Source organism: Pseudoalteromonas sp. NZS100 (assembly GCF_015864815.1).
In the GTDB taxonomy this organism is placed as follows: Bacteria; Pseudomonadota; Gammaproteobacteria; order Enterobacterales; family Alteromonadaceae; genus Pseudoalteromonas; species Pseudoalteromonas distincta.
The window spans coordinates 88333-102551 of record NZ_JADYWM010000015.1 but is presented as its reverse complement, the minus strand read 5'-3'; the positions used below and the strand labels follow the sequence as shown (position 1 = coordinate 102551).

The 14219-nt window shown below is 40.2% G+C and carries 10 protein-coding genes; 2 read left to right on the top strand and 8 right to left on the bottom strand.

Features of this window, described 5'->3' with window-relative positions:
* Window positions 1-169: 169 nt before the first annotated feature.
* The 4 genes from I6E69_RS15130 to I6E69_RS15115 form a co-directional block, all read right to left on the bottom strand.
* Window positions 170-1060, bottom strand: a complete 891-nt coding sequence (locus I6E69_RS15130) for a dienelactone hydrolase family protein (RefSeq protein ID WP_197121587.1) — start codon at window positions 1058-1060, stop codon at window positions 170-172.
* Between the two features lie 106 nt (window positions 1061-1166).
* Window positions 1167-2123, bottom strand: a complete 957-nt coding sequence (locus tag I6E69_RS15125) for an alpha/beta hydrolase (protein ID WP_197121586.1) — start codon at window positions 2121-2123, stop codon at window positions 1167-1169.
* A 355-nt stretch (window positions 2124-2478) separates the two neighbouring features.
* A complete protein-coding gene (locus I6E69_RS15120; RefSeq protein WP_197121585.1) occupies window positions 2479-5628 on the bottom strand; it encodes an efflux RND transporter permease subunit in 3150 nt (1049 codons plus the stop codon).
* A 2-nt stretch (window positions 5629-5630) separates the two neighbouring features.
* A complete protein-coding gene (locus I6E69_RS15115; protein WP_004335425.1) occupies window positions 5631-6809 on the bottom strand; it encodes an efflux RND transporter periplasmic adaptor subunit in 1179 nt (392 codons plus the stop codon).
* A 169-nt stretch (window positions 6810-6978) separates the two neighbouring features.
* Between I6E69_RS15115 and I6E69_RS15110 the strand changes: the two genes are divergently transcribed.
* Window positions 6979-7242, top strand: coding sequence for a YkgJ family cysteine cluster protein (locus tag I6E69_RS15110; RefSeq protein ID WP_007375812.1), 264 nt, complete (start codon window positions 6979-6981; stop codon window positions 7240-7242).
* A 160-nt stretch (window positions 7243-7402) separates the two neighbouring features.
* Here I6E69_RS15110 and I6E69_RS15105 read toward each other — a convergent pair whose 3' ends face one another.
* Window positions 7403-9256 carry a TonB-dependent siderophore receptor gene (locus I6E69_RS15105; RefSeq protein WP_197121584.1) on the bottom strand — a complete coding sequence of 618 codons (1854 nt, stop codon included), beginning with the start codon at window positions 9254-9256 and terminating at the stop codon, window positions 7403-7405.
* 339 nt (window positions 9257-9595) lie between these two features.
* On the opposite strand from I6E69_RS15105, the gene I6E69_RS15100 reads away from it, so the two are divergent.
* Window positions 9596-10084 (top strand): peptide-methionine (S)-S-oxide reductase, encoded by a 489-nt coding sequence (locus I6E69_RS15100; RefSeq protein WP_197121583.1) that lies wholly within the window; start codon window positions 9596-9598, stop codon window positions 10082-10084.
* Between the two features lie 152 nt (window positions 10085-10236).
* On the opposite strand, the gene I6E69_RS15095 is transcribed toward I6E69_RS15100, so the two are convergent.
* From I6E69_RS15095 to I6E69_RS15085, 3 genes are all read right to left on the bottom strand, one after another.
* Window positions 10237-10788: a DUF4136 domain-containing protein gene (locus I6E69_RS15095; protein ID WP_024595193.1), complete on the bottom strand. Its 552-nt coding sequence runs from the start codon at window positions 10786-10788 to the stop codon at window positions 10237-10239.
* A 108-nt stretch (window positions 10789-10896) separates the two neighbouring features.
* Window positions 10897-13674: an ATPase gene (locus I6E69_RS15090; RefSeq protein WP_197121582.1), complete on the bottom strand. Its 2778-nt coding sequence runs from the start codon at window positions 13672-13674 to the stop codon at window positions 10897-10899.
* Window positions 13671-14219, bottom strand: a complete 549-nt coding sequence (locus I6E69_RS15085) for a hypothetical protein (RefSeq protein ID WP_039488140.1) — start codon at window positions 14217-14219, stop codon at window positions 13671-13673. The genes I6E69_RS15090 and I6E69_RS15085 overlap by 4 nt, the downstream gene beginning before the upstream one ends.

Here is a 14219-nt window from a genome sequence, read left to right as displayed (position 1 = left end):
TCGCTTTAGCATTTACTATGATGTGGCTACCAATGTGGGCTGATTGATATATGTACTACAAAGATCAACAGCCCCTAGTTATGCGTAGCAAAAAAAATTAAAGTTAATAAAAACCAAGTATTTTTAATAGTGCCACCGGCTTAGAGCTGGTGGCATTATTTTTTATTCGTTAACTTAGCTTTTTATTAAAAAACTCAACGGTACGTTGCCATGCAAGTTCGGCATTGTCTTTATCATAGCGACCTGTCGAGTCGTTATGAAAACCATGATTTGCCCCTTTATACATATGCATAGTGTATTCAACATTATTAGCTTTTAAATCTTGTTCGTACTGTGGCCACGACGCGTTTACACGTTTATCCAGCTCGCCTAATTGAATCATTAACGGTGCTTTAATATTTTTACGTAAACTTTCACTGGCGGGAGTGCCGTAAAAAGGCACGCCAGCGCTGATTAAATTACTATCTACTGCCGCTAAATAATTAACAATATAGCCACCAAAACAAAAACCGACAGCGCCTAATTTACCGTTACTGTTAGCATGCGATTTTAAAAAGTGCGCTGCGGCAACAAAATCGTTTTGAATTTTAGCGCGATCCATGGTTTTTTGCATAGCGCGTCCTTCATCATCATTACCAGGGTAACCACCCAGAGGAAAAAGCGCATCGGGTGCAAATGCAATAAAACCTACTTTAGCTAAGCGCCTTGCTACATCCTTTACGTAAGGGTTTAAACCACGGTTTTCGTGTATCACAAGTACAACAGGAAGCTTACCTTCTATGTTTGTAGGGGTTGCTAAGTAACCTTTGCCTTTACCGTGCCCATCTGGCGAATCGAATTCTTCGTACGTTGCTTTAATATCATCGTCATTAAACGACACTTGTTCAGCCAATGCGTAATTAGGTAATAATGCTGATGTAAGTACAGCCATCGAAAAGCCAAGTGCAGCAAGGCCACCGAGTTTTTTCATAAACGTGCGGCGGTCCATCAAACCATGGGCGTATTCGTCATACCAATCAAAGGCTTCTTGAGGAATGTGATCAGAAGGGGATGTATTCATAGCTGTTCCTTAACTTTATTATGTCTATTTATTATTTAAATACCATAACGTATTAGGGATAAAAAACGAGCAATATCTCTCTCAATTATTAGGATTGTTGCCAAAGTTATCCATCAAGCAAGGAAAGGAGCACATTCCTTTGTTGTGCGGATATTAAAGAAACCATTTCAAGATGATTTAAATCTTTTACCTCATAAATGCTCACTTTTGGGTTACTAAGAGTAAGCAACCCATTATATGGACTCACTTTGTCTGCATTACTTGAAAAGATGTAAGTTTGCCTTGCATGAGGGGTCTTATTTAGATTACTTAATATGTCGAGTTTATTAAGAGGTACTTTACTGTTTTCAATTACCTTAGCCGCGACTTCGTTTATATAATCATCACCTAACAGTTTGCTATAAACAGGGTATGATAATTTAGCAATTGTTCTTAGTGCGGCTTTAAAATTAATCATTGGAGCAAAAAGTATATGCTTATTAATATTGAGTTTGGTTGTGAGGTCGATGCTTGCAACTGCACCCATAGAGTAACTAAGCAATGAAATGTCGGTGTATTGGTGTTCATTTATATATTTTACTAATAAATCAAGGGAGTTTAAGCCATACTTAAATTCATCGTATTGATTACTTGCAGGCATCACTATTACATTCTTTCCAGTGATATGGCTAAGCCATCGGGCTTGCATGGTGTAAACCAAACTATTTACGCCATATCCCGGAAAAATAATTAAAAGCCCATCATTTGACTTACTCGGTAAATTATCAGCATTGAGTTGATATTCAAAAGTATCGTCTTCAGTGCTTCCTTTACTAATTAAAGTTAATGTTAACGTATTGCCACTTAGTAGATAATTATCAATATCCTTAGGTGAAATAATCCTAAAATCAAGACAACCTATTTCGCTGCTGCAGTAATGGGTTTGTGCTCCAGATAAAGCGATAGAGCTCTCAAATTCTTTAGGGAGAACTTTCTCCGGAGGCTTAGTTATTTGATAAGCAATATAGCTCTGGCAACCACTTAAAAAAATAACTAAAGAAATAATCAGTATGTATAAGCGCATTAAAGTCCCTTTAATTTTCAAGCTGAAATTTTTATTGATTAATTAATGCCTGATATCCCTTCATCTATGCCGATTAAAAAGTCGAGCCCTACAAACGCAAACTATATTGCAACGGCGCCTAATAGCATTAAGTTGCGGTTATTCTTTTTGTAGCCAAGAGTGGTTAATACAGCAAAAACAATAAATAAAATAAGTTGAATTGTGCCCATCATTATTCCTTTTGAGGGTTATATTTATAGAGTTAAACTATCAGTAAGATAAAGACTTAGCAAATAGGTGAATATTATTTTTAAGCTAAAAATAAAAAGCTCGGCATATAATATGCCGAGCTTTTTTGGTTGGGATGTTACTTAATTTAGCTATTTGTAGGCGCTGGTTGGGCATCTACTAGTGGCGGCTTGCCGCGCATTTTACGAACTAATCGTTTAGCATCTTCTAGTGCAACATACTGGCACGGTATAAGTATCAGTGTAATTACTGTGGCAAATAACACACCAAAAGCAAGTGATACAGCCATCGGGATAACAATTTTAGCTTGTAAACTCGTTTCAAAAATAATTGGCATTACACCAATAAAGGTAGTGATTGAGGTGAGTAGTATTGCTCTAAAGCGACGAGCACCGGCTTGTACTACTGCATCTTTAATTGCAACACCTTCGGCGCGGGCTTTGTTTACAAAGTCAACCATAACGAGGGAATCATTTACGACCACACCCGCTACAGCAATAATGCCAAACATCGATAAGCTACTCATGGTCATACCTAAAATCATATGGCCAAACATAGCGCCCACTACACCAAACGGAATAACCGACATTATAATAAGTGGCTGCGAGTAAGAGCGAAGTGGAATCGCTAATAAAGCAAATATAATCATCATTGATATACCAAAGTCACGAAGCTGTTCTGAAGCGCTATCCATCTCTTCTTGAATGCGCCCAGCTACATCACTTGTAACGCCAGGGTAGCTTTTAAGTAATGTTGGTAAGTATTCATCACGAATTTCTTCTGCAATTGCAAATGGTTCGGCTTGGTCGGTATTTACCGCAGCCCATACGTTTACAGTACGTTTAGAGTTTTCGCGGCGAATACGGTTAACACCGTCAACCAGCTTAACTTCGGCTATTTCACTTAGCGGTACTTCAGCGCCTGTAGGCGTAATAATACGCACACTTGCTATGTCACTTATTGAGTTACGTTCGTCTTCTGGATAGCGAATCATGACTTTAATTTCTTCGCCTTCACGCAATATTCGCTGCGCTTCTAAGCCGTAGTAACTAAAGCTAACTTGCGACGCTACATCAGCAAGCGTTAAACCCATGCTGTAAGCGAGTGGTTTCAAATCAAGTTGCACTTCGTCGGTAGCGCTTTGCATTGAATCGTTTACGTCGCCAACGCCTTCCATTGTTTGTAATTTGGCTTTTAATTTACCAGCCACTTCTTTTAGCTCGTTAGCATTTTTGCCTTCAAGTTTAAAGCTAACGTCGCCATCATCTCGACCGCCATTCATTATACTGTCTTGAATGGTCATGGTTTTAATGCTGGGTAGAGCGGGCATTTGCTCGCGCCATAACGCACTTAGGGCAAAGGTATCGATAGGGCGTAAATCAGGCTCTACCAAAATGGCCATAATATTTGCTTGCGTTCGTCCGCGCAGACTTACCGATAAATCGCGGATCATCGGTTTACCGTATTGCTCTTGTAGTTGCTGATCGACCTTTAACAACACGCTTTCTATTTTACGTGCGGTTTCAAGTGTTGCTTGCTCAGATGAGGCAAGGTTCATTTCTATATCAATACGCGGAAAGTCGTGCGGTATTTTAGGGTTTGGTACAAACTTAACTAAACCACCTGCAAACATACCTGCGCTTACAATAAGCAAACACATAAAGCCGACAATCACTGTATAGCGATAATGAATACAGCGGCTAACAAAAGGAAGGTAGTAGTTATTCACAAAGCCTTTTAAACCACTATCAATCACCATACGTAAGCGATGCAATAGGTTTTTAGGATTTGGTTTACGCGGATTCATTGCTGCAATATGCGCAGGTAAAATTAGTTTTGATTCAATGAGTGAAAAAATCAAACATAAAATAATAACGCCACCAATGGCCTTAGAAAAAGCAGCGCCAGGGCCGGTTGCGAGTGTTTGTGGTAAAAATGCCGCAATGGTGGTTAGCACACCAAAGGTTGCTGGCATCGCAACGCGTTTTACACCACGTACAACGTTATCAAGTGTATGGCCGTGTTTTTCTATTTCGGCACTGGCTGACTCGCCCACAACTATGGCGTCATCAACAACAATCCCGAGTACAAGTATAAAGGCAAAAAGAGAGGCTAGGTTAATTGTTACATCTAAAAAGCCAATAGGCATAAACAAAAAGGCGCCCAGAAAAGACACCGGTAAACCCATCATTACCCAAAATGCTAAGCGTAGCGGTAAAAATAGTGCCAGCACTATCATTACTAACAAGCCACCCCAAATCATGTTATCGACCATCATATCGAGTCGACCTTCAAGGTAGTAAGTTAAATCAACAATAGGAGATAGCTTAACACCTGCAGGTAAAAGTGGCTCTTTAGTTGCCATGTAGCTTTTAAGTACTTTTGCTACATCGGTAATGTCTTGATCTTTTGATGCGTTAACTTCAAACGAGAGTGAGTTTTTACCATTGTATTTTGAATATTGTAGACCTTCTTCAAAGCCATCATTAATAGTTGCAACATCGCCTAAATAAATTTGTGCGCCATCAGCAAGGGTAATAAGTGGCAGTTTTTCAAACTCAAAACCACGGTAGGCTTGTTTTTCAACACGCATCGAAATATAACCATTTTCAGAGCGTATTTGCCCCGCCGACATATTTGCCGAAAAGTTTTGCACCGCGCCTGCAATATCTCTAAATGTTAAGCCGTACTCGCGCAGTTTATCGGGGCTGACTTCTATACCAATTTCGTATTCTAAGCCGCCGTTAAAATTAACAAGGTTAACGTGAGGCAGTGCTTGTAACTCGTCTTTTATATCGTTGCCAAGCTCTTTTAACTGGTAGTTACTCATGTCGCCGTAAAGCGCGAGTATCATTACCTCTTGCTCAAACTTATCGCGGCGCACAACAGGGCGCTCCATTCCCGCAGGAAAGGTGTTTATTGAATCAACTTGTACTTTAATTTCATCAAGTACTTCTTGTGGATTGTATTGTTCTTCTATTTCAATCCACGCTTGTGAAAAACCACGGTTAGAGTACGTAATTAGGCGTTTAATGCCTTCAATACCTTCGAGGTTTTCCTCAACTTTTATGGTTATGCCTTCTTCAACCTCTTGCGGGGCTGCACCTGGGTAAACTGCTTGTACACTTATCCAGTTGCTTTCAAACTGTGGGAACATTTGTTTGCGAATGGTCATCGCCATTAAAATACCGCCCACTAATATAAATATCATTAGTAGGTTGGCTGCAACGGGATTTCGGGCAAACCATGCTATTAACCCTGTTTCACGAGTGTTCATGATTATTCCTCTTTCAGCGCAAGTTGAGTTACATCAGTTTTATCAGGCGCAATATCTTCAATTTTTACTGCCATACCTTCAGTTGGGTATTCAAGCGCTGAGGTAACAATTTGCTCGCCATTTTTTAACCCTTGGCTGGCTATAATCATGCCGTTTTGTTCGCGTATAATATTGAGGGTTTTAAACGACAATGTTAAATCGTCATTTAAAATTACAATTTTATTATCTTTAACTAAGTGGTGGGCAACAATAATTGCGTTATCAAGCGGGCGACCTTCAATGGTAGCGTTAATGTACGAACCAAAACGAAGAGGGCGTGTTTTGTCGCCATAAGGTGTTGCAAGTTGTGCTACCAAATAGCTCATGCGGCTTGTTTGATCAACCACACCTTCGGTGCGAATTACTTTTGCCTGCCACATTGTTTGCTTACCTGCGTATTCTGCGTTAAATGTAACATTTGAGCCTACGCCGCCATTTTTTAAATATTGCAGTTCTTGATCGGCAACCGGTAAACGTACCTCTGCAACTGAGGTTGCGCTTAGTGCGCCAAAACTATTACCTGGGTTTACTACTGACCCCAAGCTAATTGTGCGCTCATTAATAATGGCATCATAAGGGGCTTTAATATAAGTACGCTCAAGATTGCGGCTAGCACGTTTAACACTTGCTTGAGCAGAGCGGTAACGCGCTAATTTTTCGGCCAGCTGTGGTTTTCGTAAATAAAGTTCTGATGCGATAGCGTCGCTTGAATCTGACTTAATGCGCTCCCACTCAGCTTGAGCGACATGTGCTTGCGCGCGTTCTATTTCAAGTGCTGAGCTTGCTTGTGCTAAACCCGCTTGCGCTTCAATAAAGTCTGCCTCGTAATCATTTGCATCAATTCGTGCTAAAATATCGCCTTGCTTTACAAACGCGCCTTCAACAAATTGATCTGATACCGAAATAACTTGCCCGCTAACTTGTGCTATTAGCTCGGTACGATACTTTGGTTTAACAATGCCGTACGATTTAACATCGAGCGTTATAGAATCTAAAAGTACGCTTTGTGTTGCTACTAAAGGACGTAAATCTTGCTCTGGCTTTTCTTCGGGTGGTTTTTTCATTGCCATAAAGGCGAAAGCTAAAGCAATACCGCCTGCTAAAACAGCGATTGGGAGTATTATTTGTTTTGTAGTAGCCACAAGGCATTCCTTCATAATTGGTGGTGACAGAGCAATAATACGCAATAAAGTGTTTACAAGCTGTTTTAAGATGTAACAAAGCATTACATGTGTGTGTTACAACTCACTATGCGACTAATTAAGTTCCTAAAAAGAAAATAAAGTAAGTGTTTTTTATACAGAGGAAATTATGAAAACCGAATCGATGAATTGCAGGCTAGGCTGCGGCGCATGTTGTATTGCGCCAAGTATTAGTTCGCCTATTCCAGGTATGCCAAATGGTAAAAAAGCCGGAGAACGTTGTATTCAGCTAGATGAACGTAATTTATGTAAGTTATTTGGTGATGAAAGTCGCCCAAAAGTATGTAGTGATTTTAGCGCCACGCTTGATGTGTGCGGGTCAACAAATGCACAAGCTCTAGCGCTTATTACAGAGCTCGAAGAGCTAACTTAGTGAGCTCTTGAAATACACATATATTTACACTTATCTATTAGTGAGTATTTATTTTAAGTAATTAAAAGCTGCGCTTTTCACGCGAGCAAGCTCTGCGTCTACCGCCAAAGTGTAGGTTTGTGTCTGTTTTTGCAGACGTGAAGCTTGCTTACGTTACTAGTTACCAGCTATACGTTGCGCTTAACGTATATTGCTCACCGCGCCCTGGTGTACCTGGTATTTCTTCAAACGACTCATCCCATAAGTTATCTGCCGCTAGGGTGATAAATAAATTACTCAACTGTGGCGGCGTTATTTTAAGTGTTAGCTGGGTAAATAACGCGTTGTCATTGCCGTTTCTAAGTGAATTTTTGTGTTGTGTACGCCATTCGTTATCTATTCTAAATTCTAAAATATCAGTTGGGTTGTACACAGCGCCAAGTGTTAAACGGTGATCAGGAAAGTTTAACGCGTAAAAGCTGGCATCAATATCGGCTGCGCCGTAGTTTTCTGATTTATGTAAATAGGTGTAGCTTGCTATAAGTTTTGCTGTATCAAAGTGCTTAGTCGCTAAAAATTCAACCCCTGCTGTATCAATATCAACTGGGTTTGCAAAGCGCGCTGAGGTTGAATCAAAATTAAAGGTCCAATCGGTTAAGTTATTATCTTTTCGATAAAAAATAGCCGAGTTTAACTGCCAGGTTTGTTCTTCAAGTAATAAACCAAGCTCCAAGTTTGATGTGGTTTCGCGCTCAAGGTTGTAGTTACTTCTAAATAACCCGCCTGAATCACTGCCGCCAATGGCTGTGTAGCCTGCAACTTGACTCGCTTGCGCGTATGATAAGTAAAGGGTTTGTGCTGTGCCGTCACTATTTTGGGTGTTTAAGGTTATGTCACCAATAGCTGATACTTCAGCATCATCACGATTTGTATCGTCATAGGCTGCGCCTAAACGAAATGTAAGTTGTTTATTATCCTCAAGCGCCATTTTGTATTCAGGCAATACGCTTAATTTATAATACTTACGAGAGGTAAAGTTGTTTTCAAGTGTGGTTGATTCAATCGAGTCGTCAATAAACTGTGCAGAGTAGTTTATTGCCAGTGCATCGCTTTGTGCATGGCGACCCGAAAGTCCAAGCGATTTAACTTCGCTTTTATGAAAAGCTTCAAATGCACTAGGATTTTCGCGCGAGTAAATATAGTGATCGTCATGGGTACGATAATAAGCAGATACTTCAAAGTTGCTGTTATCAGCGTAGTTTTGCTTGTGATTAAGCATCCAAAGACGGGTTTCTAAATCTTCAGTTTCGTTAACGCCAAAAGGGGTGTACAAGTTAGGCCAGCCAAAAAACTTATCTTGTGAGCCAAAAAACAAATCTGTTTGGCTGTGCTCGCTAGCTAATTGAACGCGAGCTGAGGCGCGCGAGAAGTCATGCTCGCCATTATCAATGGTGCCATCACTTTGCGAATGAGAATACTCACCTTCAAAACCCAGAGTATAGTTAACTAAACTATCAAGTTGTGTGTTTTTAGCAGCGTGAATACTTTGCAGATTAAAGTCGTTTGTACCAGTACCAAGGGAAACACTACCGCCAGTAATAATCGGTTTCCAACCAAATGAAACCGTACCTACAGAGCTATTCATACCGTAAAGTGCGTTATCGGCACCGGTTAAAATATCTGGGCCGCTTAGCATTTGCGGTGCAATGGGTATTTCAGCAAAATAATGACCAGATTGCGGGTCAAGCAGGGTAGTGCTTCCTACTCTAAAACCGGTGTTTTCGAAAATACCGCCGCGTATAGTTACATCAGCCTGCGCCTCAGCCATATTACGCGATTGTAAATCAACACGAGGGTCATATTCTAAATTAGAAATAGGTGAGTCGAATGTACCTACTGGCAACTTATTTGCAGTGGGTGAGGCCTCAACCGTTATTTTCTCGATTGCCGACTCATCAGATAGCGTATTAGCATTAGCAAATGCAGTAACGCTGCATAATATTGCAGGTATTATAATGTGTGGTGTGCGATTCATGTGTTTCTCATCATTTTTTATTTGTAGCTGCGGTTACAATTAATTTTAAAGCTTATATTTGAGCATGATAAAATAACTAAATGTAACAGCAGTCATTTTGTGCGCGATTGTACATTAATTTGTTAATAACTGCATTTGATAACCATTTACGTAATACCGGCTTTATTAAAAACATGGTCATTCTATCGTATTAAATAGCGCACTCACTGCGTTAAAAATTATTTATATAGAACAACTATATGTCATAATTTCGCCTTGTTATTGCGCTATTTTCTTGGCGCTATAATAGAACACTATTTTAATGCAATCGGTATAATTACTTATTAGGTAACATTTATAATGGATACTAAAGAATATAATACTATTTACTTTGCTGGTGGCTGCCTGTGGGGCGTACAAGAATTTTTAAAGCACTTACCAGGCGTAATAAGTACTGAAGCAGGGCGCGCTAATGGTACAAGCAAAACCACTGACGGCGAATACGATGGTTATGCCGAATGCGTAAAGGTCATTTTTGATTTAAAAGTCGTTAGCCTAAATAAGCTGTATGACTACTTTTTTGAAATTATTGACCCGTATAGCATTAATAAACAAGGGGATGATGTAGGCCCTAAATACCGCACTGCCATTTATAGCAAAAGCCAAAGCCATTTAGACGCAGCAAGCAATTATATAAACAAGCGCAGTGATGCCGATAAAATTGTGGTAGGGGTAGAGCTGCTAACTAACTACGTGCCAAGCGATCCTGAGCATCAAGACCGACTAACTAATCATCCTGATGACTATTGCCATATACCGCTTGAGTTATTGCATAAGTATAAATCGTAAATTTAACTCGGTGTTTTTTTGTAGACGTGCAGCTTGCTGACGTGACGAGCGCAGCTCGTAATTACTTAAGTCTGTAAGCCCAAAAATACACATCCACAAAAAAGCTCACGAACTGTGAGCTTTTTTAAAACTTACTTATAGCTAATTTTAACTTACTGCTGCTTTTGCGGCGGGAAGTTACTTAAAATTTCGCTCACTGTTTTATTAATTGATGCTTCACGTTGTTCTGGCGATTGGTTTTTCTTTAATCGGCCTTCTTTTGCGCCGCGCCATACTAGCTGGTTAGATTCACGATCCACAATATCAATAATCAGTGTACCCACTTCGTATTCACGCGCAGTTGTATCGCGTTGAAAACCAGTACCCCAATAACCCCAATGCGGGCGGTAGTTTACATTAAATGTATCTACTTCAAGCTCTTTGTCTACCGATGCATGATAGTTAACAAGTACATCAGCATTTGCTGCATCAACTAAGCTCATACCTAGTGTTTGGCTCAGTTCTGCGTTAACGGCAGTGCGAACACGTTTTTCCATTAGGCCATTAATTTGGTAGTTATTTGTGTCTTTAGTTAGGCTGGCGTTTTCTACCCAAGCAAATGTTTTAAAATTACTAAAGTTGGCTGATTTATCGTAATCCCAATCAGGGGTTTGTGTACAGGCTGTAAGTAGTGCTAGCGCTGCAACAATAAGTATATTTTTCATTACGTTTGCTCCAATAAAATGCATTAATTTAAAATAACACACATAGTTTAAATGTGTATTATTTAAACGTCCTATATTTTAGTTTAGTTGGTTTGCCTTAACGGCCAATTAATTGTGTTCAACTTCAATCCAATCTTTTTCATCCACCCAGTTTTGTGCACCGTCTTTTACTGAACGAATAGGCACAATGTAGTCACAACTTATTTGTGGCTTAACTGAGGCAAATATAGGCACAAAACCAAAGCTTAGTGCGGTTTCTATAATCGCTTTTTGATTTTGCGGGTCAATGTCGGCCGCTTCATCTATGTAAATAGGTATACGGTATAGGTTTTGTTCTTGATCGCTTAATAAGTAACGAATAAACAACATGCCACACAATAACTTAATCGTAATACGTGTGCCATTTGAACCCGCCGAATCTATTTTTTCAAAGTGTTCGGTTTCACCTGCGCGGTTAACCACTTCAAATCGAATATCAAATAAATCAGTTAAGGTTAAACCCGCTTTATCTGAGGCGAGTTTAATTAAGTGATCTTTTGCTTCGTTTACCGCGCTTTCGCTGTACGGTTCTTGGCTAAGTAAATCAAGCGTGTCACCTTGCTCAAACTGATGCGACGTACTGATAATGGTATCTATACTATCAACCAGCATTTTGCGCGGTATGACGTTAATTTTAAACGCTTGCAGGTTTGAAATTCGGTGCTGGCTTATGCCTTTATTAAAGCTGTTCATTTCGCGGCGAAGGCGGTCTAAATCTTCTCGCAAGCCTTTAATAGTTGCGGCCACTTCGGTAAGCGCAACACGTGCTTGGCGCTCAACAGCGTCGCGTTCGTTATCAATATTATGAAAGGCGCTTATTAGCTTTTGGTATTTAGTGTATTCGTCATTTTCGTTGTCGAATTTAGTAATACCCGCGTTATATACATGCAAATAGGTATTACGCACGTTTATGTCAAAATTACGCAGTTCTTGGCAGTCTTTATTAAAGTGATGAACAAGGTCGCTTAAGTTATCAAAGTCGACCGTAATATCAATCATGTACGGGGTTACTTTACCACTGTATAAATCAAGCGTGTGGTCAATTCGCTCGCTTTTAACTTGGCGTAGGCGCTCAGTTTGACGATTAATTTGCTCTTGTTTCGATTTAATTAACGAGCGACGATCGGCAATTGAGCCGCTATTTTTTTGAATATCTTGCAGGTAGTCGTCAACTTGTTCGCGCTCTGCTAACAATTGCTCTTTTAGCATGGCTTGCGCTTCAACCGATTGCTGCATTATATCAAACTGCTCTAAGCGTTTTAGGGCGTTCTCAGCGCTCATTAGTTCATCGTATAACGCGTCTTTTTCTTTTTGCTTGTCGGCAACGTTTGCAGCAACATCGCGCTGTTGCTTAAACTCTTTAAGTGAATGCTCAAGTGCATTTAACTGAGCGGTTAATTGCTCTTTGTTTTCGCCGCTTTGCATTTGCACAGGCGAGAGCTTTTTAAGCTTAATGCTCGCACCTGGTAGCGTTAATACGCCGCCTTTAACGTTTTCACTTAATAGCGATAAAAACTCACCAAATGCATCTTCATCATCAATGGTTATATCGCCATTAGTGGTGGTTGCAAACGAGAGAATATCTGGGTTTAAAATGCGCGATATTTCTTCTACTTCTTTTAACGAGAGGTCTTCGCGCATGCGGGTAAACAAATTAAATTCAAGATTTTTAAGTTGCAGCTTTAAGCTCTTAATTTGTTTTTGTGTTTCGCTGATGCGGTAGTCAAGCGTGTGTAGGCTTTGCCCTTGTGCGCTGGTTATAGAGTGCGAAAGCGACTCGTAATCTTGCTTTAACTGAGTCAGGCTGGTTTTAAGCGTGGCTTTATTTACCAGTTCAAACTCGCTTTTAAGCGCATCGTAATCTAAAAACCATTGCTCAATTTGAGTTTGTCTGCGCTCTATATCACGCGATTGCTGTACGTATAAGCTTTGCTTTTGCTCAAACTCGTGTTTTTCGTGCTCTATATCTTCAAGGGCAATGGCAAGCTCAGAGAGTTGCGACTCTTGATAGGTATCAAAATCAATCAGTGCTTGGTCAATTTTAGGTGCGTATGCGGCTAATTTACCTTTAAGCACGGTTTGGTTTTCAAGCATTGATTCAAGCGCGGCTATTGGCTCTTGCATTGACTCAAGGGCTTTTAATTCGCGTTTTGAGCGATTTACTTTATCAAACGAGCGGCGCCATACTTCATAAAAGTCGACTTTAGAGTTCGACATATGGCGTTCAAACACGCGTAGCATAAAGCGTTTTACGTCGCTTGCGCCTAATTTGTGTAAGTTAAGAATACGTCTAAATATTTCTTTATAAATAGAGGAGTCTTGCACATTATTAAGCGGGATCATTTTTAAGTTTATGTCGCCGTCAAAAGGCGTTGCGCCGCCAGTAAGTAGCGCGTTGAGTTCTTGTGCTTTTAACTCAATAGGGTTGTAGTTAAGCGATTTTAAATGGTTGAACAGCTTGGTAAATTTAATAATAGTTTTACCTTGCGTGTACTGTTCTAAATCAAGCTTACCTTGATAACAAAAGTACTGATGCGCGTAACCAGCAATTTTACCAAGTCCCGCAACGCCTATTACTACCGAGCCATGAGGCAAGTTAGCTTCTAGTAAAATGTACGACTGATCGGATGAAAAATAAAACTTACGAGTTTCATCTAAATCGTGTCCATCCCATTCTGTTAAGCGTAAATCGTTAATAAGCGGGAACTGCAGGGCGTTAATAACCGAGCTTTTACCTGTGTTATTAGGCGCGCAAATAGAGCTGCTTTTATCAAGCGGGATCACACATTTTGCATAGCCTGCGGTGTTAAGTAGGGCGAGTTTGCTTAGTCCGTATAGATTTTTCATTCCTCGTCCTCTGTTAAATAGGTTTCTTCGTTTACTTCCATGAGTGCATCTATGTAGCGGTGAATTGGCGCTTGTAGCATAAAGCCGCCTTCTACTTCACGGGCTAAACCTAAGCGCACCATGCGCAGGTAAACGTCTTTACGTAGGTCCGATCCCGAAAATATCTCAAGCTGATCAAACAAATGTTTGTTAATTTGCACCAGCGTTTGCATAAGCTCTAAATCGTTTATGTCGTCAAACAATGCGCGCATTGGGTCTTTACCCGTATTGGCGTAGTGCTCAATTAAAATGTAAATGGTGAGCGCGATAGCGCGAGATATTTTGCCCATATTGGGTGTGCTTTCGTCGCTACCAAAATAATAAAAGCCACGGCTGTCGTGTTTTAAATCGTTACCTAAAGCGGTAAATAGGGCGGTGTAGTCTTCTATGTGTTGGTCAAGCTCTTGCCACATTACGTTGTCTTGCTCGCAAATGTGATAACCCGCTACTAATTTTTTATTAATGGCTTGTAGATGGGTTAGCTCGTCTAAGTTTATGTGTGTCAT